This is a genomic window from Telluria sp. B2, assembly GCF_051789535.1.
GTDB lineage: Bacteria > Pseudomonadota > Gammaproteobacteria > Burkholderiales > Burkholderiaceae_D > Telluria.
Genome location: NZ_CP196525.1, coordinates 2402075 through 2423339, shown reverse-complemented (window position 1 = coordinate 2423339; position 21265 = coordinate 2402075). Strand labels below are relative to the sequence as shown.

General features: G+C 66.5%; 20 protein-coding genes. 3 read left to right on the top strand and 17 right to left on the bottom strand.

Annotated features, from left to right (window positions below; genetic code table 11):
- Positions 1 to 153: 153 nt before the first annotated feature.
- The 7 genes from ACSUZJ_RS10855 to ACSUZJ_RS10825 all read right to left on the bottom strand — a co-directional run bounded on the left by ACSUZJ_RS10855 (position 154) and on the right by ACSUZJ_RS10825 (position 9179).
- The gene (locus ACSUZJ_RS10855; RefSeq protein ID WP_499415970.1) at positions 154 to 4821 is read right to left on the bottom strand and encodes a pilus assembly protein; all 4668 of its coding nucleotides are present in this window, start codon (positions 4819 to 4821) and stop codon (positions 154 to 156) included.
- 59 nt (positions 4822 to 4880) lie between these two features.
- Positions 4881 to 5468 carry a pilus assembly PilX family protein gene (locus tag ACSUZJ_RS10850; protein ID WP_499415968.1) on the bottom strand — a complete coding sequence of 196 codons (588 nt, stop codon included), beginning with the start codon at positions 5466 to 5468 and terminating at the stop codon, positions 4881 to 4883.
- A gap of 2 nt (positions 5469 to 5470) precedes the next feature.
- On the bottom strand, positions 5471 to 6661 hold the full coding sequence (locus ACSUZJ_RS10845; protein WP_499415966.1) for a PilW family protein: 1191 nt from the start codon (positions 6659 to 6661) through the stop codon (positions 5471 to 5473).
- Positions 6662 to 6675: 14 nt separating this feature from the next.
- Entirely contained in the window at positions 6676 to 7119 is a 444-nt protein-coding gene (locus tag ACSUZJ_RS10840) for a prepilin-type N-terminal cleavage/methylation domain-containing protein (protein WP_499415964.1), read from the bottom strand.
- Positions 7116 to 7745: a pilus assembly FimT family protein gene (locus ACSUZJ_RS10835; protein WP_499415962.1), complete on the bottom strand. Its 630-nt coding sequence runs from the start codon at positions 7743 to 7745 to the stop codon at positions 7116 to 7118. The genes ACSUZJ_RS10840 and ACSUZJ_RS10835 overlap by 4 nt, the downstream gene beginning before the upstream one ends.
- Complete coding sequence (locus ACSUZJ_RS10830; RefSeq protein ID WP_499415960.1) at positions 7742 to 8170, bottom strand: type IV pilin protein; 429 nt, start codon at positions 8168 to 8170, stop codon at positions 7742 to 7744. Before ACSUZJ_RS10830 ends, ACSUZJ_RS10835 begins: the two co-directional genes overlap by 4 nt.
- 127 nt (positions 8171 to 8297) lie before the next feature.
- The gene (locus ACSUZJ_RS10825) at positions 8298 to 9179 is read right to left on the bottom strand and encodes a LysR substrate-binding domain-containing protein (protein ID WP_499415958.1); all 882 of its coding nucleotides are present in this window, start codon (positions 9177 to 9179) and stop codon (positions 8298 to 8300) included.
- 88 nt (positions 9180 to 9267) lie between these two features.
- On the opposite strand from ACSUZJ_RS10825, the gene ACSUZJ_RS10820 reads away from it, so the two are divergent.
- Together ACSUZJ_RS10820 and ACSUZJ_RS10815 are read left to right on the top strand one after the other, a co-directional pair.
- On the top strand, positions 9268 to 10035 hold the full coding sequence (locus tag ACSUZJ_RS10820) for a sulfite exporter TauE/SafE family protein (RefSeq protein WP_499415956.1): 768 nt from the start codon (positions 9268 to 9270) through the stop codon (positions 10033 to 10035).
- 16 nt (positions 10036 to 10051) lie between these two features.
- Entirely contained in the window at positions 10052 to 10279 is a 228-nt protein-coding gene (locus tag ACSUZJ_RS10815; protein WP_499415954.1) for a hypothetical protein, read from the top strand.
- Here ACSUZJ_RS10815 and ACSUZJ_RS10810 read toward each other — a convergent pair.
- On the bottom strand, positions 10260 to 11576 hold the full coding sequence (locus ACSUZJ_RS10810) for a sensor histidine kinase (protein ID WP_499415953.1): 1317 nt from the start codon (positions 11574 to 11576) through the stop codon (positions 10260 to 10262). The two genes, ACSUZJ_RS10815 and ACSUZJ_RS10810, sit on opposite strands and share 20 nt — an antisense overlap.
- Positions 11577 to 11600: 24 nt before the next feature.
- The gene (locus ACSUZJ_RS10805; RefSeq protein WP_499415951.1) at positions 11601 to 12266 is read right to left on the bottom strand and encodes a response regulator transcription factor; all 666 of its coding nucleotides are present in this window, start codon (positions 12264 to 12266) and stop codon (positions 11601 to 11603) included.
- A 282-nt stretch (positions 12267 to 12548) separates the two neighbouring features.
- Between ACSUZJ_RS10805 and ACSUZJ_RS10800 the strand changes: the two genes are divergently transcribed.
- Entirely contained in the window at positions 12549 to 13358 is an 810-nt protein-coding gene (locus ACSUZJ_RS10800; RefSeq protein WP_499415949.1) for a Crp/Fnr family transcriptional regulator, read from the top strand.
- Here ACSUZJ_RS10800 and ACSUZJ_RS10795 read toward each other — a convergent pair.
- From ACSUZJ_RS10795 to rpmI, 8 genes are all read right to left on the bottom strand, one after another.
- Positions 13355 to 14869 carry a CHASE3 domain-containing protein gene (locus ACSUZJ_RS10795; RefSeq protein ID WP_499415947.1) on the bottom strand — a complete coding sequence of 505 codons (1515 nt, stop codon included), beginning with the start codon at positions 14867 to 14869 and terminating at the stop codon, positions 13355 to 13357. The genes ACSUZJ_RS10800 and ACSUZJ_RS10795 overlap by 4 nt on opposite strands.
- A 218-nt stretch (positions 14870 to 15087) precedes the next feature.
- The gene (locus tag ACSUZJ_RS10790; RefSeq protein WP_027865355.1) at positions 15088 to 15720 is read right to left on the bottom strand and encodes a response regulator; all 633 of its coding nucleotides are present in this window, start codon (positions 15718 to 15720) and stop codon (positions 15088 to 15090) included.
- A gap of 156 nt (positions 15721 to 15876) precedes the next feature.
- On the bottom strand, positions 15877 to 16281 hold the full coding sequence (locus tag ACSUZJ_RS10785; RefSeq protein WP_499415944.1) for a MerR family transcriptional regulator: 405 nt from the start codon (positions 16279 to 16281) through the stop codon (positions 15877 to 15879).
- Between the two features lie 7 nt (positions 16282 to 16288).
- Entirely contained in the window at positions 16289 to 16642 is a 354-nt protein-coding gene (locus ACSUZJ_RS10780; protein ID WP_290424311.1) for an integration host factor subunit alpha, read from the bottom strand.
- A 104-nt stretch (positions 16643 to 16746) separates the two neighbouring features.
- Positions 16747 to 19173, bottom strand: coding sequence for a phenylalanine--tRNA ligase subunit beta (gene pheT / locus ACSUZJ_RS10775; protein WP_499415942.1), 2427 nt, complete (start codon positions 19171 to 19173; stop codon positions 16747 to 16749).
- Between the two features lie 95 nt (positions 19174 to 19268).
- The gene (gene pheS / locus ACSUZJ_RS10770; RefSeq protein WP_499415940.1) at positions 19269 to 20285 is read right to left on the bottom strand and encodes a phenylalanine--tRNA ligase subunit alpha; all 1017 of its coding nucleotides are present in this window, start codon (positions 20283 to 20285) and stop codon (positions 19269 to 19271) included.
- Between the two features lie 197 nt (positions 20286 to 20482).
- Positions 20483 to 20842, bottom strand: coding sequence for a 50S ribosomal protein L20 (gene rplT, locus ACSUZJ_RS10765; protein WP_078031238.1), 360 nt, complete (start codon positions 20840 to 20842; stop codon positions 20483 to 20485).
- A 20-nt stretch (positions 20843 to 20862) separates the two neighbouring features.
- Positions 20863 to 21060, bottom strand: coding sequence for a 50S ribosomal protein L35 (gene rpmI / locus ACSUZJ_RS10760; protein WP_026354218.1), 198 nt, complete (start codon positions 21058 to 21060; stop codon positions 20863 to 20865).
- Positions 21061 to 21265: the final 205 nt, after the last annotated feature.

Here is a 21265-nt window from a genome sequence, read left to right as displayed (position 1 = left end):
GGCGCGGGGCCGCCGGCTGGTGCAGGCGTAGGGTGGGCGCCCTGTGCCCACGCGTGAAGTCTGCGTCGTGCTGGCGTTCATAAAGCGCCGCGTCTGCTCATCGTTCACGCGTGGGCGCGGGGGCGCCCACCCTACGCCTCCCTGCCCGGCCGTTCACTCCCGTACCCGTCGCCAGCCGGCGCGCGAGGCGCCTTCGGACTGCGCCGGCGCCACGCCCGAGGTGATGGTGTTGCCGTCGGCAGTCGTGGTGATCATCTTCAGGGCGCCGGAAGGCAGGCGCACGATGATGAAGCCGACCGCGGCCGAGGCGTTCGACAGGGTCTGGCCGGCGATCGTGTAGCTCGTTCCCGTGCTGTCCTTGACGACCTGGCCGAGCGGCTCGCCGGTACAGACGTTGAGCTGGTAGACGTTGCTGGTGCCGCCCACCTTGCAGCTCGACGAGGAGCTCGGCAGGTTGGTCACGATGTTCAGGCCGCCCGAGACGATCTTCGGGTCCAGGTTCACGCGCTCGCCATCGTTCAGGTTGAAGTCCACGTACCAGCCGTGCTGGGTCGACAGGTCGACGGCGCCGCTGATCGAGTAGGCGGTGCTGGTGCCGCTGATCTTCCTCAGGGTCTGCTGCGCCATCTTCGACACGCCGCGCCACTCGGATTCGGGAATGGTCGCGCCCGCATCCTTGAGCACGTAGGCGCTCTGCACGTCGGTGTTGCCGATGTCGACCTGGTCGAGCAGGCGTCCGGTGCCGTAGGCCACCACCCGCTCGAGCCTGGTGCTCTGGCTGCCGTCCTCGGCCACGCTGGCGACCTGGCACATGGTCACGTCCGGGCGCGTGGTGATCGGCTGGCCGCCGCCGCTGCCGCCCATCTTCAGGACCGTCTGGTTGCCCGCGGTGGTGAAGTCGAAGCGCCACATGAAGCCGTCGTTGTCGCCGCCGTAGACATAGGTCACCAGCGGATCGGTGTTCGGATTGCTGCTGATGGCCGTGATGCGCGCGAAGCCCGATGGGTTCTGGACATAGTCCCGTTTCGGGTCGGTGGCGGGCGTTGCGACCTTGGACAGCACGCGGCCGGTGGCGATGTCGACCACGTAGAGAATGCCCCTGCCGTTGCCCACGCCGACGCCGTCGGTGCCGGGGATGTTGTTGTAGCCCGAGGTCAGGAACACCACCCAGTGCTCGACGTTGCCGGCGTCCTTCCAGGTGCCGAACTGCGGATTGCCGAAGGACAGGCCGAGATCGGCGTCGTAGTTGATGCCGCTGCACACGGCGGGATCGGCGCACAGCTCCCACAGCGCCCTCGGGCTGTCGGGATCGGTGACGTCGAGCGCATAATAACCGCGCCCGCCGGCGTTCAGGCCGGCCACCAGCACGCTGCGCCATTCGCCGCCGATCATCACGTCGGCCACCTCGGGCGAGCCGTCGGTGGTGAACTGGTGGGCCGTGCCGTAGGTCGTGCTGGCCTGCTTGTACAGCTTCTTCATCGTGATGCGCGGCGCGTAGGCCCAGATTTCCTCGCCGGTGTTGGCGTCGAAGGCGTGCAGCATGCCGTCGTTGGCTGCGGCGAACACGGTCGGCTGGCGGCTCGCGTTGTCGAGCTTGTACTGGTTGTAGCTGTCGCGCGTATACGCCTTGCGCGGGTCGCGCAGGTAGGCCGGCTTGGAGGAGGCGATATCGCCGAGCACGATCGGCAGCGGCGCCGTGAGGCCGGCGGGAACATTGCTGGTCCTCGAATAGGCGCGCAGCAGGATGTCGTTGGCATGCTGCTGCTGGCCGCGCAGCCAGTTCACGATGTTGGCGCCGTCGTTGACGATGGCGCGGTTCGCCTCCGAGAGGGTGGCGCACTGCGCCAGGGCGCTGCACTTCTCGTGGAACCAGGCCTTCTCGGCGTCGGTCATGATCTCGAACCTGAAGTCCTTCAGTCCGTCGTCGTCCGGCGGGGCCGTCGGGTCGACGCCGGCCATGAGGATGCGGCGAGTGTCGCCATCGAGGCCGACCTTGCGCCCCACCGTCTCCGACGAGTTCCAGTTCAGGTCCTTGCCGACGACGCCGGTGACGGTGTCGATTTTCTTATCCGACAGTTCGCCGTACCAGCGCACGGTGGTGAAGGTGGCCGAGAAGATGTCGTTGTCCTGCTGCGAGATGTTCGGGGTCGAGGTCGCCGCCGCGGCCGCCGCGCCGATCTTCACCTCGATGTTCGACAGGGCCGCGCGCAGGCCCTGGATCACCTGCAGCGGATCGGAGGCGCTGAAGTACTTGCCGTGGCCGTTGATGGCCGCGTGCCACAGGTCGTCCACACGCGACTGGTAGGCCGCGCCGCCGTCGTCGATGTTGGTGTACGGGTTGGGCCAGACGTAGGGGCCGTTGTTGTTCCACGGGCAGCCGGTGGAGACGCCGGTGATCAGCTTGTAGAAGTCGCTGCCGGGCTTGGGCGCCGTGTCGTACTTGTCGTCGTAGGTCATGATGCCGTCCACGCCCAGGCCGAGCGCGTAGGTGTTCATGTGCAGGCGCGTGTTTTCGCCGGCGGCGGCGGCCACCAGGCCGTCCGGCGCATTCCAGTTCTCGAGCGAGTCGCGCAGCGAGGCGACGCCGTCGTTGGAGCCGCCGTTGTACCAGTACAGGGCGACGTCGGCCAGCGAATTGGCGGCCTGGTCGCTCGGGTCGACGCAGCCCTTGGCGCGCGAGCAGAAGCGCGAGGCGCTCTCTTCCTCGTCGTTGCTGACCACGCCGTCGGCCGCGCCGCCGTTCCAGTAGCCGTCGGTGGTCACGAAAGTGAAGTTCTGCTGGCAGGCGAACTGCACCACCTCGCTGCCGGCCGCGTAGTCGTAGGGGTCGCGGTTGGCGTACATCTTGCCCACCGCATGCAGGGCCTGGCGGATCGGGGTCGAGCCGCTCGGGCTCATGCCATACAGGGCGTTGTACCAGGCGCTGCGGTCCGTGCCGGTGAAGGGCCTGGGCGGCTGGCGGATCGTGCCCTGGGCGGCGGCGGTCGAGAGCGAGACGATGCCGACGTTGTAGTTGTCCGCGATCGGCTGGAAGGCCTGGCCGACGGCGGTCTTCATCATCTGGTTGCGCGTCTTGTAGTAGGCGTACCAGTTGGCGAAGTTGGTCATCTCCTCAAGGTAGGTGCAGGTGGCGCCGGCGCAGTCGGTGCGCTTGAGGTCCTTCGGATAACTGTTGCGGGTCGGGACGATGTCGGTGCGCACGAACACCGAGGCGCCCAGCGGCGTGACTTCGGTCGGCACGCCGTCGCTGACGCCGGCGGTGGCGCCGAACTTCAGGTTGGGATCGCGGTTGTTGCCGTTGTTCGAGAGCGAGCCGAGGGCGATGTTGGCGCCGAGCATGGACATCGAGCTGGTGACCAGGCAGACGGTGGAGGTGCTGGCGGCCGCGCAGATCTCGCCGGCCGTGGCCGAGCTCGTTTTCCCGACGTAGGCCGTGACGCCGTTCGTGGTGCCGATCTTGTTCCTGATCTGGGTGGCGACCGAGGAGCTGGACGAGCCCAGGTTCAGGGTCAGCGAGCTGGAAAACAGCTGCACGCCGCCGAAGGTGATGCCGGTCAGGACTTGCTTCTTCGAGTTGTTGGCGGTGCCGCTGATGCTCAGGAGCGCGGTGACGCGGGTGCCGGAATGGACGATCAGGTCACGTCCGGCGCGGCTGCCGTCGTCGACCAGGCTGCAGGCGCCGGTCCCGACCGTCTTGCCCCTGGTGCCCGACGGGCAGCTGATCGGCACCACGCCCACGATGTTGTCGGCGGACAGGTTGATGCCGAAGCGCGAGCAGGCCGGCACGCTGCCGGTCGCGGTGCGCAGGCAGGCCGTGTACTGCTCGGCCAGCCCGGCCTTGGCGATGATCGAGGCCGCCAGCGCGGCGGCGACGGCGTTCTGCCGGGCGACGGTGTCGGTGCCGTTGGCGGCGGTGACCGCCGTGTCGGTCAAGGTGAAGGTGCCGTTCGGCGCGACCACCTGCACGCTGCTGATGGTCATCGACCCGGTATACGGCGAGGGCTTGATGGTGATGGTGCCGAACCAGTCCGGGTTGCGGTTGGGGTCGGAAAAGCGCGGGTACTTGAAGTTGCCGACGTACTTGGCCTGGCAGTTGGTCAGCGCGCGGTCGGTGCAGAAACGCACCCGCGCCGGCTCGGGATAGCCTTCGGGCGCGGCGGCGCCCACCGCCGTCACCCGGCAGTTGGTCAGCGTGGTGTCGGTGCAGTACTCGGCGACGTTGATCGTGTAGTAGTAGGGATTGCCGAGGAAGTAATCGGCCGAATAGCGGGTGGCGTTCGGATAGGTGTAGCCGGTGGTGTTGTAGCCGCAGTCCGCGCTGTCGCACCAGCGCAGGTCCGGGAAGCCCGTCGCCAGGTTGGTGCTGTCGGCCGGCCTGCCCAGCATGTCGGTCTTGTCGACACCGAAGGGGTCGGTGCTCACCGAGGTCCAGTTGGTGGTCTGCACGGCGTCCTGCGACGGGTAGGAAGTGCCGTCGGCCTTCACCGGCGGCAGGTAGCGCACCTTCGGGTTGTAGTACTGGCGGTTGAAGTCCGGGCTGTTGTAGGGAGGATCGCCGGGACGGCAGGCGCGGATGCCGTCGGCCATGGTCGCGCGTGCGCGGCAGCTGCTGGTGTCGTTGACGTAGTCGGGCGTGTAGGTGCTGGTCATCGAGCCCGAGTTGTCGTACAGGAGCATCAGGTTCGGCTTGACCGTCCCGGTGCCGCTGATGTTCAGCAGCGGCACCTGGGCGATGCTGACGGGCGCCGCCTGCGCAGAGGGCGCGGGCAGCGCCAGCAGGGCCAGCAGCAGCGGGGCAAACAGGGAAAACAGGCGATTCATGCGCGATTCCATTCTCGTTGTCCGGTCCTGTCGACCGGTTCTTGTTGGGGCCACGCGCCTCATGCGCCGATCAGCACGACCAGCTGGTTCACCACGTTGCCGCCGCGCGCGCCGGACAGGCGCGCCGTGACCACGTAGTGCACCTTCGGCGTCGATGCGAACTGCGGCGAGTCGGCCGCCAGGCTCTCGCCGGGCGACATGACGGTGCCGCCGTTCGAGCCGTTGTCGGCGGTCTGGATGCAGGCATTGCCGGCGCCGTCGTAGGGCCCGGGCAGGAGGCACAAGCGGTGCACCACGTATTCGACCTGCTGGCCTTCGTGCTCGACCGTGCGGCTGCCGTTCCAGAAGGCGCTTGATCGTGCCGTCAGCGTGGTGTCGAGGGTGGCCAGGTAGCCCTGGGCGGCCAGGTCTTCGTTCAGCAGCGCCTTGTTGGCGCCGGCCGTGTCGCTGAGCCACTTGAAGCCGGCATGCAGGCCGAAGTCGACCGCGCGGCTCTGGGCCGAATCGTAGGCCAGGTTCGAGGCCGTCAGGGTCGTCGAATTGCTCGACTTGAGCAGGTAGATGCTCGAGATGAGCATCACCAGCAGGATGATCAGCATGACCGGCAGGGCCAAGCCGCCCTGGCGGCGCGGGTGTGTATGACGCATGTTCACGGCCTCCAGCCGGCGTTGCGCAGCGGGACGATGGTTTCGAAGACGCGGTAGCGGTAGCAGCGCCAGCCGGTGTCCTCCCCGTTGGCCCCGACCTCGACCGTGATCGAGGACGCCGTCACGCCCTGCGGCACGGCGCTGGCGAAGACCACCGGCTTGGCGGTCGAGGCGTTGCAGAGCCCGTCCGCGCCGGGGCGCTCGCGTGCGGCGCTGCGCGCCACCACGGCGATGCGCAGCGCGGCGATGTGCTGGTAGTCGCCGGCGCCGCCGACGGTCGCATCGCCGTCGGCGTCGATCATGGTCGACGACCAGCGGCCCACCTGCAGCCCGTCCTGCGGCGCAAAGGCGGCGCCCGTGCGGGTGTCGAAGCCGTACTGCGCCTTGATCGACACGATGTTGTCGGCCACCGTGGCCGGCTCGGCGCCGGACCCGGCCAGGTCGGTCGAGCGCAGGCGCAGGAAGCCGTTGTCGACCGACCAGGTATGGAAGGCCAGGCCGCGGGCCGGCCCCAGGTTGAACACGCGGGTGACGCCCCCGCTGTAGTTGGCGCCGAGCGAACCGCTGTTGAAGCGGAAACCGGCGCCGCCGGCGACCATCACGTACTGCTGCTCGGGCGGCGCGGCGTGGTCGGCCGGGTCGTCCGAGATCTGCGCCAGGGCGCAGTTGCCGGCGCCGACGTTGTCGGGGGCGACCACCACCACGTCGCCGCTGTTGAAGCCGTAAGGCACGCGGTCGACGTCCAGGCGGGTGCCGCCGATGTAGTCGCTGATCACGCGCAGCGTCCCGGTGCCGCTCATCGAGCTGCCCGCATACAGGGTGATGCGGTCGGGCGCGGCGCCGCCCGACTCGATCACGACCGGCGCCAGCGGACGCACGGTGGCGGTGCCGCGCAGTGCGCTGGCGAGCTGGTAGCCGCCGCTATCGGTAAAGCGCGTGTTGCAGCCGACCAGGATCGGGTCGTTCAGGCCGAAGCCGGCCTGCTGGGCGTCGCCGCTGATCGAGAACATGGCCAGCATCCCGTTCTGCATCGAGTCCGAGCCGCCGAGGGCGTTGGCCTTGTTCTGCTCGGCGCCGGTGATCAGGCGCGTGGCGAACACCAGGGCCAGCAGGCCGATGACGACACTGACCAGGAGTTCGACCAGCGAGAAGCCGCGTTGGGAAGCACGGCGGCGCATGGGAGCACGATGCATGGGAGGACGATGCATCAGAGCGCCCCCGAGATGAAGGCGCGCACTTCGTGGCGGTTGCGCGGCGCGTCGGCCTTGCGCTGCCAGCTGATCGCGATCGCCACTTCGCTCGGGTCGGGCGCCGTGCCCTCGTCGACGCTGACCGTGATTGCCGCGCCGGGAATGCGGGCCAGGGTCTTGTCGTACCAGGCTTCCAGGCGCTCGCCCGGCTCGTCGCCGGCCGCCAGCGCGTAGTCGTCCAGGTGGGCGGAATCGGTGCTCATCACGCCCAGCAACTCTTCGGCGGCGATGGTCGCTTCGGCGCGCAGCCCGGCGTCGGACAGGGCCGAGTAGGCGCGCGCCTGCAGGCCGATGGTGCCGAGCAGGCCGATGGCCAGCAGCACGGCGGCCAGCAGCGCTTCGATCAGGGAGACGCCGGCCTGGCGGCGCATGGAGTGGGATCTGACGGCGTGGGTTCTCATGGCGGGCACCTGCGGGAATCGGTGTCGGGCGCGTCGGGCTGGCATTTGGTGGCGACGCCGGCCAGGGTCAGCACCACGGCGGCCGGCCTGAAGTCGTCTTCGTGCCCGCTGGCCGGTTCGAGGTCGATGCGTTCGATGCGCGGCGCCACCGAGGTGTCGACCCAGCCGACCGGTGTGAAATACACGGCTTCGGCGTCGTCGGGCCCGAGCGTCTGGACCAGCACGTCGGTGCCCGGCAAGGCATCGGCCCGGCGCAGCACGGACTTGAAGCCGGCCTCGCCTTCGGGATCGAGCCCGGCCGGGGCCGCCGTGCTCGACCAGTCGCCGCTGTCGTCGTTGCAGGGGGTATCGGGACGCGGGAAGCAGATGTCGACCTGCCAGTCGCGCTGGCCGTTGGCGGGGTTCGCGCTCAGCACCAGGCGGCTGGCGCTGTTGTGCGAGAGCGCCTGGGCGCGCGCCAGCGCGAAGCCTTCGGCATAGAACTGGGCGGCGGAGGCGGCGCGGCTGGCATTGACCCAGGCGGCCATGCGCGGCGCGCCGAAGGCGAGCAGCCCGGCGACGATCGCCAGCGCGATCAAGGATTCGAGCAGCGTGAAGCCGGCGACACGCCGCATCGGTGCGCTCATTCGCTGCACTTGCCGCCCTTGTCGCTGACCCAGCAGGTTTCGCTGGTGTCCCAGCCATCCGGCGCGGCGGTGGTCGCGCGGTTGCCGCTCTGGTCGATCGTGAAGGCGAAGCCGGCGGCGCCGTTGCGGCCGGTGGCGGTCACCGTGTAGGAAGTTTCGTCGGCAGCGCTCAAGGCGTAGGTGAAGTTCTCGGTCGCGGCCGGCAGCACGCCCGCGCCGGCGGCGTCGAGATCCTCGTAGGTGCGTTCGTTGGCCCAGAACTGCTCGGCCAGCGGCTGCACGCCGGCCAGGCCGGAATAGGCATCGGTCAGCCGCGTGCGCAGCACGTAGTTGCCGTAGGCCGGCACCGCCACCGCGGTCAGGATGCCAACGATGACCAGGGTGATCAGCAGTTCGATGAGCGTAAAGCCAGCCTGGCGTTTCATGGGTTCCTCGATTGGGCGCAGCGCGCGGAAAGAAAAGTTGCCGTAGGAGAATAATAGCGGAGAAAGCTTGCATTACCCTGAGGAAATGCTGACAAAATCCTGACAGATGAACGCCTGAAACGCCTGCCTATGACGCCGCTTGCAACAATTGCTGCGCCAGCAGCTGGGCATGCGGCGTCAGGCGCGCGAAGTCGCGGGCGCACAGGTAGAGCCGGCGCACGGCCCAGTCTTGCGCCAGCGGCAGGATGGCGAGGTCGCGTCGGATGGTCCTGGCCAGGGCGCCGGACATGATCGACACGCCGATCCCGGCCTCGACATGCATGCCCACGTGTTCGGTGCTGCGCAACTGGATGCGGTAGTCGAGCTGGCGTCCCAGGCGCGCGGCGCGTTCGGCCAGGTGGGTCTCGAGCGCGGTGTCCTTCATACCCACGATGGGCTCGGCGAGGATATCGGCGAACACCACTTTTTCCTGCCGGGCCAGGCGGTGCGTGCGGCTGACCACCACGAACAGCTCGTCGCTGGCGATCAGGTGGGTCTGCAGCATGCCCAGGTCGGTGACGTCGGCGACGATGCCGAGGTCGGCGCGCTTGTCCACCAGGGTCTGGACGATCTCGGTGCTGGGCCGCTCTTCCAGGTCGATCGACAGGTCCGGGTAGGTCGCCAGGAAGCGGCACAGCTGGGGCGGCAGGAAGGATGCCATGGCGGCGGTATTCGATAACAGGCGGACGCGGCCTTTCAGGCCGGTGGCATAAGTGCGCAATTCCCCGCGCATCTGTTCGACCTGGCCGAGGATGGCGCGGGCGTGCCGCACCAGGGCTTGGCCGGCGGCGGTGGCGCGCACGCCGCGCCGGTTGCGTTCCAGCAGCGGCGCTCCGAGCACCTCTTCCATGCCGGCGATGCGCTCACTGACCGAAGCCAGGGCCAGGTGCATGGCGCGTGCGCCGCCGGTCAGGCTGCCGCATTCGACGACGCTCAGGAAGAGCCGCAGGTCGGTCAGGTCAAAGCGCATCGCATCGGTCCCTGTCTTCGGAAAATCCGAAGTCTAGCACCGGAATTGCCAGATTGCCAATCGCCACACCGCTGCCTAAGATCGGTGCATGAACACGATGCTTCTCACATTTTTTGCTGGGATGCTTGCCGGCGCGATGAACGCGCTGGCCGGCGGCGGTTCTTTCGTCAGCCTGCCGGCGCTGATCGCGGCAGGCTTGCCTCCGGTCCAGGCGAACGCTTCCAGCAGCGTTGCCCTGTTCCCCGGCGGGCTGGCCAGCGCCTGGGCCTACCGCGAGGGCCTGCAACCGGTGGGAAGCGTACCGCTGCGTGCGCTGCTGGGGGCAACGCTCGCCGGGGGCCTTGCCGGCGCCGTCCTGCTGCTGCGGACCTCCTCCGCCGCCTTCGGTGTCGTCCTGCCCTGGCTGCTGCTGCTTGCCTCGCTTGCGCTGGCGTTCGGGCGCCGCCTTGGCGAAGTGCTGCGCGCCCGCTGCCGCATCCACCCGCGCGTGGTGCTGGCGGTCCAGTTCGCGCTCGGCGTGTACGGCGGCTATTTCGGCGGCGCGGTCGGGATCATGATGATCGCCGTCTGGGGACTGCTGGACCGGCGCGACCTGAAACAGCTCAATGCCCCGCGCACCCTGCTGGTCAGCGCGGCGAACACGGTGGCGGTGCTGGTCTTCGTCGCGTCCGGCGCGGTGCGCTGGCCGGAGACGCTGTCCATGCTGGCCGGCGCCGTCGCCGGCGGCTACGGCGGGGCCCGGCTCGGACGGCGCGCGGCGCCGGGCATCGTCCGCGTCATCACCCTGCTCGCCACTTCCTGCATCACGCTGGCCTTCTTCGTGAAGACCTATGCCCCCACGCTTCTGCACCCCTGAATCCATGGAGGAACACATGCTCGACGCCTTGTTGGCAACGATCGGCACCCTCGGTGTCCTGGCCAGCCTGCTGGCGAAACGCGGCAAGACCGGAACACAGGCCGACGCCGATGCCGATACCGCTTCATGCGAACCTGCCGCGCAGGATGACCGGCAGGACACTGGTCCGGCAATGCACGGCAAGCGCCGCGGCTGTTCTCACCGCCGGGTCCGCGTGCGCCTCGCTAGGGGAACTGGACAGTAAAGACCGCTCCGCTGCCCTGCTCCGGCGCGCCGATGCCCAGCTCGGCGCCGTGCAGGTTGGCGATGTCGCGCACAATGGCCAGGCCCAGGCCGCTGCCCGTGGTCTGCTCGTCCAGGCGCACGAAACGCTCGAACACCTTCTCGCGCAGGTGGACGGGAATCCCGGGACCGTCGTCCTCGACCCGCAGGACGCTGCCGGAGCGGCCCGGGGCGCAGGCCACTGTCACCCGGCCGCCCGCCGGCGTGTAGCGCAGCGCATTGTCGACCAGGTTGTCGATCAGGTCGCGCAGCAGGAAGCGGTCGCCCTCGATGCGCGCCGGCTCCAGCTCGAAGCCGAGGTCGATGTCCTTGCTCGCCGCCTGTTCGACGAAGTGCCCGATGGTCTCGGCCACCAGCTCGGACAGGTCGAGCGGCGCCAGGCGCGACCGGGCAAAGCGGTTCGGCTCGGCGCGTTCGAGCGAGAGCAGCTGGTTGGTCTGGCGGATCATCCGTTCGATGGCCTGCAGCAGCAGGCCGGTGGAGCGCGCCGACTCTGGGTCGTCCGCATGGCGCGCCGCCAGCCACTCGAGCTGGAGCTTGAGCCCGGCCAGCGGCGTGCGCAGCTGGTGCGCGACGTTCGCGCGGAACTCGTCCTGGGCGCGGGCGCCGGCCGCGATCCGTCCCAGCAGGGCGTTGAAGGCGTCCACCACAGGGACCAGCTCGCGAGGCATGTGGCTGTCGTCCAGCGGGGCGAGGTCGGCGCTGCCGCGCGCATCGAGCCGGGCGCGCAGGCGCGCCAGCGGCGCCAGGCCATTCCCCACCGAGAACCACACCAGCCCGACCAATGCCAGGCTGAACAGCACTTCGAGCAGCACCAGCGAGCGCACGATGGCCGCGCGCACCTGCTGGCGGGCGCGCACGGTGCGCGCCACGCTGACCCAGGCTCTGGTGCCCTGCCACTCCAGCGCGGCGACCGCGATGCGCACCGGCTCGCCCTGCAGGCGGGCATCGAGCAGGCCGGCGCCTTGCGGGCGCGGCAGCGCGGCGCTGCCGGCCAGCACCCGTCCGTCGGCCCCATGCAGCGCGGTCCAGCTCGCTTCGCCGGCGCCGTCGCCGAACGCGGCCGGCTCCGCCAGGGCGACCGGCCCCTGCCGGCGCACGCGCGCCGCCATTTCGCCGGCGGCGCTGCGCAGGCCCTCGTCAAAGGCGAGCTGGGCCGGGGTCCAGGCGAGCAGGTAGGTCAGCGCGGCGGCGCCCAGGTTGACGACCAGGATGGGCGCGACCAGCCACTTGAGCAGGCGCAGCCGGATGCTGTTCATGTCAGGGTGCGCATGCGGGCGTGCTCATGCCGCTGCTTCGAGCAGGTAACCGAACCCGCGGATGGTGCGCAGGGAGACGCCGGCGCCATCGAGCTTGAGGCGCAGGCGCGAGACATAGACCTCGACCGCGTTCAGGGTCAGGTCTTCGCCCCAGGGCGCGATGGCGTCGACGATCTGCTGTTTCGACACCACGCGGCCGGCGTGCTGCAGCAGGTATTCGAGCACGGCCCACTCGCGCACCGACAGCTCGAGCGGGCGTTCGCCGACACGGGCGCGGCGCGCGCTGCTGTCGAGCACGATGTTGCCGAGCGCGAGCACATTGCTTTTCGGGGCATTGCGCCGGGCCAGCGCACGGATGCGCGCCACCAGTTCCGGTGTGGCGAAAGGCTTCACCAGGTAATCGTCGGCGCCGGTCTCCAGGCCGCGCACCCGGTCCTCGACGGCGTCGCGCGCGGTCAGGAGCAGCACGGGGGTGGCGTCGCCGCGGGCGCGCAGGCGCCGCACCACTTCGAAACCATCGATGCCCGGCAGCCCGATGTCGAGCACGGCGACGACGGGCGGCTTGCGCTGCAGGAGGGCGTCGGCCTGCAGGCCGTCGCGCGCGAGCTCGACCTGCATGCCCTGGGCTTGCAGGGTGCGGGTCAGGCCGTCGGCGAGGACGGCGTCGTCTTCCACGAGCAGGATGTGCATGCGCGAACGGATTAAGGGAAAAATGCGGGGGAAAAAGCGTTGGCGCACATTATGGGCCAAATTCCTTTCCTGACCAAAACAAAAGGGATGATCGGGCGCATCTTTCCTAGTAGGACTGCACTGACAAAACATCCTACATCCAGCCTACACAGGGGCAACCCCTAATCTTATGTTCGGCAACAGACTATAGCTTTAATGTACACACATCGCGATGAGGCAATGTCAGCAGTGCCTCCAGCAATCGCCCCTGACGTAGTAAAGCTAGAGATAAGAGGACAGAAAATGAACAACGCTCAACTTGGTGGTGCCACGCAAAAAGCGCAATCGGTCAACCAGATTCCTTCGACCAAGGAGGAAATCAAAGCTGCGTCGCGTCCAGTTGTCAGTGTCAGCGGTACCCAGCAGAACGAACTGCTGGCCGCCCTCCCGCGCCAAGACCTGGAAACCCTGTTCGAGCACCTGGAACTCGTTCCACTGCCATTCGGCAAGGAATTGTTTAAGTATGGCAGCAAATTGGAATACGTGTATTTTCCGACCACGGCAATCGTGTCGCTGCTGTATGTGATGGAAGACGGCGCCACCACCGAGATCGCCGTCGTAGGCCATGAAGGCGTGGTCGGCGTGTCGCTGTTCATGGGCGAGCGCGCGATGTGCAGCGCCGTCGTGCAGAGCGCCGGCTACGGTTACCGCCTGAAGACCCAGTACCTGCGCGATGCCTTCAACCGCGGCGGCGCCCTGCCCCAGCTGCTGATGCGCTACACCAATGCCCTGTTCGCCCAGATGGCCCAGAACGCCGTCGGCGGCCGCCACAGCTCGATCGAACAGAAGCTGTGCCGCTGGCTGCTCGACCGCCTGGACCGTTCGCCGGGCAACGAGCTGAAAGTGACCCAGGAACTCATCTCCATCATGCTGGGCGTGCGCCGCGAGAGCATCACCGCCGCCGCCGGCAAGCTGCAGGATGAAGGCCTGATCCAGTACCGCCGCGGCAACATCACCGTCCTCGACCGCGCCGGCCTGGAAGAATACGCGGGCGAATGCTACAAGGTCGCAAAGACCGAATACGACCGCCTGCTGATGGACGTGGCGCGCTAAGCGCTCACCTTCCCAAGATCGTCGCTCCCCATCGCCGGCAGGACTGGCGATGGGACCGGCGCTCCGGTTCTGGCGTTGCCCCCGCCGCCCAGGCCCAGGGCCGGCGCAGCAGTCAAGGATGTTCCGGACGACTGCGCATCCAGCGGAATGCTGGCGCGAACGCAGGTCCCCACTCCGTTGACCCCACGGTCGACCTCGAGTTTCCCTCCCAGCAGCAAGGCCCTCTCCCGCATTCCCAGCAGACCGTGCGACTTCGAGCGCATCAAGGCGTCCGGCGGAATGCCGATGCCATCATCGCTCACTTCCAGCGTCAACTCGCGGTCCTCGTTACCCAGGTGGATGATGACATTCTTCGCTTGGGCATACTTGGCGATATTGTTGAGCGACTCCTGGACGATCCGGAACAGCGCGATCGCGTGCATGGGGCCGGCCGCGTCGATGTCGCCCTCGATCAGCACATCGCAGTCCAGCCCGGTGACGCGGGCGTAGTCGTCGCAATAGCTCTGCAGGGCCGCGGCAAGGCCCAGGTTGTCGAGCAGGCTGGGGCGCAGGTCCTCGACGATGCGGCGCTTGAGCTGCACGGTATCGACCAGGGTGCCGCGCGCCCGGGTCAGCATGGCCACCAGGTCGGGCCGGCTGCCGCGCAGCGCTTCCGCAACCGTGTTCAGGTCCATGCCGATGGCGGTCAGGTTGGCGCCCATTTCGTCGTGCAGTTCGCGCGCGAGCTTGGACTTTTCTTCCTCGGACACGTGGATCAGGTGGCGCGACAGCACCGACAACTGCTCGGTGCGGCGCGCCACGATGGATTCGAGCTGTTCGTTGGTCTGCTGCAGGGCGTGCTCGGCGTCGATGCGGGCGGCGAAACTGCGGCGGACCAGGCGATAAAACAGCAGCAATACGAAGATCGCGGCCGCGTTGATGCCCAGGCCAAGGAGCACCGCGTGCCGGTACTGGTCGTAGAAGGCGTCGCTGCGGGCGTTGAGCAGTTCGTTCTGTTCGCTCAGCATGATGACCACCTGCAGGCGGATCTCGTCGCTGTCGCCGTCGCTGGGCGCGCCGGTGATCGTCAGGATGTCGTTCAGCCCGCCCTGGCGGTAGATCGTCAGCGCCTGCTGCATCATGCCGAGCTGACGCTCGACCAGCACGCGCAGCTGGGCCAGGTTCTTCTGTTGCGAGGGGTTGTCGGCCAGCAGGCTGCCGAGCTTGCGCAATTGCTTATCGATGCGGGCCGGCGCCGTCTGCACGCTGCCGAGGTAGAGCGCGGAACCCGACAGGAAATAGCCGCGCAGATTGCTCTCGGCATCGGTCACCAGCAGGTTCAGGTGCTGCAGCTCATCGGTCACCTGGGCGGTGCGGTCCTGCAGGGTGTTGGCGGCTTTCAGGCCGTCGAGGTTACGCAGCAGGAAGTAGCCATTCACCACCAGGATGAGCACGCAGGCAAAACACAGCAGTGTCTTGTACAGCGGGAGCGCACGCGCACGCTGGGGTGCGGGATCGATGGTGAAGTACATCTGCTGGGTTCCTTTCGCGCAACTTTGGGGACCGGGCCGATTATAGCCCTGTCCGGTTGTCAGCGCAGCCGGAGGGGGCTGAAGTGTAGGCGGGAGGAAACAGAAAGCGCGTGAGCGGCGAGGAACCGGTCACTGCGCGGCGGCTTGCGTGCGGCCGGGGCCGCGCGCCGGCTCACAGGCCGGCCGAGGCGGACGCCGGGCGGCGTCCGGGCACCTGCTCAGTCGAGCAGGTTGTTTTTCATGGCGTAGTAGGTCAGGTCGCTGTTCGACTGCAGTCCCATCTTTTCCATGATGCGGGTACGGTAGGTGGACACGGTCTTGATCGACAGCGAGAGCGCATTGCCGATGTCGGACACGGTCGCGCCCTTGGCCAGGCGCAGGAACACCTGGAATTCGCGGTCCGACAACTCGGTGTGCAGCGCGGTGTTCGGGTCGCGGTCGAAACTCTGGGCCAGCAGTTCGCCGACGGTCGACGACACGTAACGGCGGCCCTGGTACACGGTGCGCACGGCCGTCTTCAGCTCGTCGGCCTCGCATTCCTTGTTCAGGTAGCCGTTGGCGCCCATCTTGAACAGGTTGAGCGCATACTGTTGTGCCGGATAGCCGGAGAGAATCAGCACCGGCAGGTTCGGCTGACCCTGGCGGATGGTGCGCAGGATATCGATCCCGCTCTGGTCTGGCATGGCGATGTCGAGCAGCAGCACGTCGCAGATTTCGCGGCGTGCGATGTCCAGGGCCTCACGGCCGGTGGCGCCTTCGGCGACGACTTCGAACTCGCCGGACGACGAGAAAATCTGTTTGAAACCTGCTCGAACTATCTGGTGATCGTCACAAATGGCAACGCGTATCATTGTCTTCCCTTAAATTTTCCTGGCACAGGAAAGAGCCGGGGGAACGGTTTTCCACGCCCGGCGGTCATGCGTCTCCGATGAGCTAAGCGCATGTAACATTTTAGCATTCCCACGCCCCGTTACAACAGGCGCACGAATGCTTGAGCTATGCCAGAGCTAGGCCGGCCGTGAGCCGTGTTTTAACAATGCGAGAATACCGAGCAGTTCTTCGCGCAGCTTCGGCACGTCGACGCTGGCCGCTTCCTCGATCGGGGCCGGCTCGATGCCGCCGGCCAGGTCGCTGGCCCGGCTGTCGAGGCGGTTGCGGGCGCCGCTGATGGTGAAGCCCTGCTCGTACAGCAACTCGCGGATACGCCGGATCAGCAGGACTTCGTGGTGCTGGTAATAACGGCGATTTCCACGGCGTTTGACCGGCTTAAGCTGAGTAAATTCCTGCTCCCAGTAGCGCAGGACATGCGGCTTGACCCCGCACAATTCGCTGACTTCACCGATCGTGAAGTAGCGCTTGGCCGGGATCGGCGGCAGCGCGTGCAGTTCATTCTTGTTCGGACGGTCGTTCATGGCTCACTTATGCAGCGCGCGCCAGCGACGCCGGGCTGGTCTCTTCGACCATGCCCTTCAGCTTCTGGCTGGCGTGGAAGGTCACGACGCGGCGCGCCGTGATCGGGATCTCTTCCCCGGTTTTCGGATTGCGGCCCGGCCGCTGAGGCTTGTCGCGCAACTGGAAGTTGCCGAAGCCCGACAGCTTGACGGCCTCGCCGCGCTCGAGCGCGTTACGGATCTCGTCGAAGAAGGTTTCGACCATGTCCTTGGCCTCGCGCTTGTTCAGGCCGACCTGCTCGAACAGCAGTTCGGCCAGCTCGGCCTTGGTAAGGGTCGGCAGGTCCTTCTCGGCTTCCTTCCTTACCCGCGCCACCTGCATCGCGCGATGCAGGTCGGCCGCCAGTGCCTCCTGGAATACGGCCGTGTCTACGTCGTTATGGTTAATTTTGAAGCCCTGCCTTCAGATCAAACGTGTTTTGGAAATTACCCGCGCAGTTTTGCGCTGTGTTTTTCTTTTGCCGCCTCAGCCACGGCAGCCATCACGGCCTCCACGGCATCGTCCTGCAAGGTCGATTGAGTATCTTGCAAGCTAAAGCGGAAAGCAAGCGATTTTTCGTCCGCTTCCAGGCCCTTGCCGCGGTATTCATCAAACAAAACAACGGCTTGCAGAATCTTGCCGTTCGGATGAGCGCCTGCTGCGGCAGTGAAAGTGTCGAGCACGGCCTGGGCCGGCACGGCGTGTTTCACCACCAGCGCCAGGTCGCGCGTGGCGCCCGGGAACTTCGAAATCTCGCTGTAGCGCGGGACCACGCGTTCCTGCAATGCGGCGGCGTCGACTTCGAACAGCACCGGCGCCTGCGGCAGGTCGTACTTCTGCAGCCAGCGTGGATGCAGTTCACCGATGAAACCGACGACCCGGCCGTCGAGTTCGACGGTCGCGCAGCGGCCCGGATGCAGCGCCGGATGCTCAGCCTTGTTGAAGCGTACCACACGTGGCGAAAACAGGGCTTCCAGGTCGGCTTTCACGTCGAAGAAGTCGACCGCGCGGGTGGCCGCGCCCCACTGCTCGTCCAGCGCCGGGCCGTAGGCAATCGCACCGACGCGCTTGGGCTGGTCGAAGCCGGCCACCGACAGCGGACCGTCGACGGCGTCCGGGTTGCGCTTGAACACGGCGCCGACTTCGAACACGCGCACGCGCCCGGCCTTGCGGTTCAGGTTGTAGCGCACGTTGGCCAGCAGGCCGCCGATCAGGGTCGAGCGCATCACGCTCATCTGGCTGGCGATCGGGTTCTGCAGCTTGATCGGCTGCTCGTTGGCGGCGAAATCCTGCTCCCAGGCGCTTTCCACGAAGCTCATGTTGACCACTTCCTGGTAGCCGAGGTCGGCCAGCTGGTGGCGAACCGCGAACAGCGAGCGGGTGTTTTCCGGCTCGATCAGCATGGCGCTCGGCGCCACCGGCGGATTGGCCGGGATGTTCTCGAAGCCGTACACGCGCGCGATTTCCTCGATCAGGTCTTCCTCGATCTCGATGTCGAAGCGGTAGGACGGCGCGGTGACCGCGAACCGGCCTTCCTCGCGGGTGAACGGCAGGCCGAGGCGGGTGAAGATGTCGGCAACCATGTCGTCGGTGATCTCGACGCCGATGACCCTGGCGGCGCGCGCGGTGCGCAGCACGACCGGCTCACGTTTCGGCAGGTTCACAACCTGGTCGTCGACCGGGCCGACCTTCGTGTCGGCGGTCCCGCAGATTTCCACGATCAGGGCGGTGATGCGCTCGATGTGCTCGACGGTGCCGGCGAAGTCGACGCCGCGCTCGAAGCGGTGCGCGGCATCGGTCGAGAAGTTGAAGCGGCGGGCGCGGCCCTGGATCGCGTTCGGCCACCAGAAGGCCGCTTCCAGGTAGATGTCGGTGGTGTCGAGCGTCACGGCGGTCGAGTCGCCGCCCATGATGCCGGCCAGCGATTCGATTTCCTTGTCGTCGGCGATCACGCCGACCCACTCGTCGACCTCGACGGTGTTGCCGTTCAGGAGCTTCAGCGATTCGCCTTTCTTGCCCCAGCGTACGTCGATCGCACCGTGGATCTTGGCCAGGTCGAACACGTGCGAAGGCTGGCCCACTTCCAGCATGACGTAGTTGGAGATGTCGACCAGGCTTGAGACCGAGCGCTGGCCCGAGCGTTCCAGGCGGCGCTTCATCCATTCGGGGGTGGCGGCCTTCGCGTTCAGGCCGCGGATCACGCGGCCGGTGAAGCGGCCGCACAGTTCCGGCGCCGAGACCTTGACCGGCAGCACTTCGTCGCTGGTGACGGCGACCGGACGGGCGGCCGGGAAGCTCAGGGGCGAGCCGGTCAGGGCGGCGACTTCGCGCGCCACGCCCAGCACCGACAGGCAGTCCGCCTTGTTCGGGGTCAGCTTGATGGTGAACTTCAGGTCGTTCAGGCCGAGGTAGTCGCGGATGTTGGTGCCCACCGGTGCGTCTTCCGGCAGCTCCATCAGGCCGCTGCTCTCTTCCGAGATCTTCAGTTCCTTGGCCGAGCACATCATGCCTTGCGACTCGACGCCGCGCAGCTTGCCGACCTTGATCTCGAAAGGCTTGCCGTCCGCGCCTGGCGGCAGCACGGCGCCGGCCTTGGCGCAGATCGCCTTCATGCCCGCGCGCACGTTCGGCGCGCCGCAAACGATGTTGAGCAAGGTGCCAGTGCCGGCGTCGACCTGGCAGACGTTCAGGCGGTCGGCGTTCGGGTGCTTGGCCACTTCCACGACTTCGGCCACCACCACGTTCGAGAACGGCGGCGCGACGGCTTCCACTTCCTCGACTTCGAGGCCGGACATGGTCAGCAGGTGGGCCAGCTCGTCCGAATTCATTTTCGGATCGACCAGGGAACGGAGCCAGTTTTCGGAGAATTGCATAATCTTTTTACCTTGTAGCTGCGCTATTTATCAGGTTTTCTTATAAGTGACCGAGAAAACCGGGGCACACGCCGCGGTTTCCGTCGAGGTCATTCTTAATTAAACTGCTTGAGGAAGCGGAGATCGCCTTCGTAGAAGAGGCGCAGGTCGTTGATTCCATAACGCAGCATCGTCAGGCGCTCCAGGCCCGAGCCGAACGCGAAGCCGATGAATTTTTCCGGATCCAGCCCGAAATTGCGCACGACAGTCGGATGGACCTGGCCGGCGCCCGAGACTTCCAGCCAGCGGCCCTTGAGCGGACCCGAGCCGAAGGCGATGTCGATCTCGGCCGAAGGCTCGGTGAACGGGAAGTAGGACGGACGGAAACGCACCTGCAGGTCGTCGGTCTCGAAGAAGGCTCTAACGAAATTCAGGTAGACACCCTTCAAATCGGCGAAGGAAATGTCTTCGCCAATCCACAGGCCTTCGACCTGGTGGAACATCGGCGAGTGGGTGGCGTCGGAGTCGACGCGGTAGGTGCGGCCCGGCGCGATCACCTTGATCGGCGGCGTGTGGGTGCGGGCATAGCGCACCTGCATCGGGCTGGTGTGGGTGCGCAGCAGCAGCGGCTTGCCGGTGCTGTCCTGGCCCTCGACGTAGAAGGTGTCCTGCATCGAACGCGCCGGGTGGTTTTCCGGGCTGTTCAGGGCGGTGAAGTTGGTCCAGTCGGTCTCGATTTCCGGGCCGTCGGCCACGTCGAAGCCGATCGAGCGGAAGATCTGCTCGACGCGTTCCCAGGTGCGCATCACCGGGTGGATGCCGCCGGTCGAGCGGCCGCGGCCCGGCAGGGTCACGTCGATGCTCTCCGCGTTCAGGCGCTCTTCCAGCTGGGCATTCGCCAGGGCCTCGCGGCGGGCGGTCAGTGCCTGTTCGATTTTTTCTTTTGCGGCATTGATCAGGGCGCCCTGGGCCTTGCGCTGTTCAGGCTCGAGCTTGCCGAGGCCCTTCATCAGTTCGGTTACCTGGCCGGTCTTGCCGAGGTATTTCGCTTTTGCGTTTTCCAGGGCGGCTGCGTCAGGCGCGGCGCCAAAGTCAGCCTGGGCCGAGACGACGAGTTCTTCGAGCGAGTTCATGCTTTGTTCTTTTCCTGTTTTTTCGGTGGCGGGAGACGCCACAAGGACGTGAAACGGTGCGGCTTTCAGTTGCGAAAACGCGACAGGCAGCAGCTCTTTTCAGGTACTTATAATCAAAAACGGGGCACAGGTTTCAACCTCTGCCCCGCTCTTTTCACGCCGCGTCGCCGCGGCGCTGGTCTTGCTAACCGGTTGCTTTAGGCAGCCAGCTTGGCCTTGACGGTGTTGACAATCGCGGCGAATGCCGGCTTGTCGTGCACAGCCATGTCGGCCAGGACTTTACGGTCCAGTTCAATCGCGGACTTCTTCAGGCCGTTCATGAACGCGCTGTAGGTCATGCCGTGCGAACGCGATGCTGCGTTGATACGGGTGATCCACAGTGCGCGGAAGACGCGCTTCTTGTTGCGGCGGTCGCGGTATGCGTACTGGCCAGCGCGCATGACTGCTTGCTTGGCAATACGGAATACTTTGCTGCGACGGCCACGGTAGCCTTTGGCAAGCTCAAGAACTTTCTTATGACGGGCACGTGCAGTAACCCCACGTTTTACTCGAGGCATATTCGCTCCTTAGTGTGAGATTAAGCAGATGGCATCATGCGGTAGACGCTGGTCACGTCCGACGCATTGATGTTACGGGTGCCGCGCAGCTGGCGCTTGTTCTTGGTGGTCTTCTTGGTCAGGATGTGACGCTTGAACGCCATGCCCGACTTGACGGTACCGCCCGGACGCACGCGAAAACGCTTCTTCGCGGAGCTCTTGGTTTTCATTTTTGGCATAGTCTTCTGTCCTTTGACGGACAGCCTCATATGTAACAGGATTGCAGGTGGCAGCGACGCTGCTCTTAGATGCCTGCTTTCACTTGTTTTGCAGCGAACACTGGATCCACTACAACCTGTTTCTGGAAACAGGAACCGTAGATTCTAGCACAGCTTGCGGGGAAATTGTGCTGCAGGGGTGGGTTTCGTAGGGTGGACACCTGTG

Excerpts from the sequence above, each read along its gene's own strand:
- ACSUZJ_RS10780 (WP_290424311.1), bottom strand. The coding sequence starts at position 16,642 with ATGCAGGTGGCGCGGGTAAGGAAGGAAGCCGAGAAGGACCTGCCGACC.
- ACSUZJ_RS10800 (WP_499415949.1), top strand. The coding sequence starts at position 12,549 with ATGAACAACGCTCAACTTGGTGGTGCCACGCAAAAAGCGCAATCGGTC.
- ACSUZJ_RS10790 (WP_027865355.1), bottom strand. The coding sequence starts at position 15,720 with ATGATACGCGTTGCCATTTGTGACGATCACCAGATAGTTCGAGCAGGT.
- ACSUZJ_RS10820 (WP_499415956.1), top strand. The coding sequence starts at position 9,268 with ATGAACACGATGCTTCTCACATTTTTTGCTGGGATGCTTGCCGGCGCG.
- ACSUZJ_RS10825 (WP_499415958.1), bottom strand. The coding sequence starts at position 9,179 with ATGCGCTTTGACCTGACCGACCTGCGGCTCTTCCTGAGCGTCGTCGAA.
- rplT (WP_078031238.1), bottom strand. The coding sequence starts at position 20,842 with ATGCCTCGAGTAAAACGTGGGGTTACTGCACGTGCCCGTCATAAGAAA.
- ACSUZJ_RS10830 (WP_499415960.1), bottom strand. The coding sequence starts at position 8,170 with ATGAAACGCCAGGCTGGCTTTACGCTCATCGAACTGCTGATCACCCTG.
- ACSUZJ_RS10810 (WP_499415953.1), bottom strand. The coding sequence starts at position 11,576 with ATGAACAGCATCCGGCTGCGCCTGCTCAAGTGGCTGGTCGCGCCCATC.
- ACSUZJ_RS10840 (WP_499415964.1), bottom strand. The coding sequence starts at position 7,119 with ATGAGAACCCACGCCGTCAGATCCCACTCCATGCGCCGCCAGGCCGGC.
- ACSUZJ_RS10845 (WP_499415966.1), bottom strand. The coding sequence starts at position 6,661 with ATGCATCGTGCTCCCATGCGCCGCCGTGCTTCCCAACGCGGCTTCTCG.
- pheT (WP_499415942.1), bottom strand. The coding sequence starts at position 19,173 with ATGCAATTCTCCGAAAACTGGCTCCGTTCCCTGGTCGATCCGAAAATG.
- ACSUZJ_RS10805 (WP_499415951.1), bottom strand. The coding sequence starts at position 12,266 with ATGCACATCCTGCTCGTGGAAGACGACGCCGTCCTCGCCGACGGCCTG.
- ACSUZJ_RS10785 (WP_499415944.1), bottom strand. The coding sequence starts at position 16,281 with ATGAACGACCGTCCGAACAAGAATGAACTGCACGCGCTGCCGCCGATC.
- ACSUZJ_RS10795 (WP_499415947.1), bottom strand. The coding sequence starts at position 14,869 with ATGTACTTCACCATCGATCCCGCACCCCAGCGTGCGCGTGCGCTCCCG.
- ACSUZJ_RS10835 (WP_499415962.1), bottom strand. The coding sequence starts at position 7,745 with ATGAGCGCACCGATGCGGCGTGTCGCCGGCTTCACGCTGCTCGAATCC.
- ACSUZJ_RS10815 (WP_499415954.1), top strand. The coding sequence starts at position 10,052 with ATGCTCGACGCCTTGTTGGCAACGATCGGCACCCTCGGTGTCCTGGCC.
- ACSUZJ_RS10850 (WP_499415968.1), bottom strand. The coding sequence starts at position 5,468 with ATGCGTCATACACACCCGCGCCGCCAGGGCGGCTTGGCCCTGCCGGTC.
- pheS (WP_499415940.1), bottom strand. The coding sequence starts at position 20,285 with ATGAACTCGCTCGAAGAACTCGTCGTCTCGGCCCAGGCTGACTTTGGC.
- rpmI (WP_026354218.1), bottom strand. The coding sequence starts at position 21,060 with ATGCCAAAAATGAAAACCAAGAGCTCCGCGAAGAAGCGTTTTCGCGTG.
- ACSUZJ_RS10855 (WP_499415970.1), bottom strand. The coding sequence starts at position 4,821 with ATGAATCGCCTGTTTTCCCTGTTTGCCCCGCTGCTGCTGGCCCTGCTG.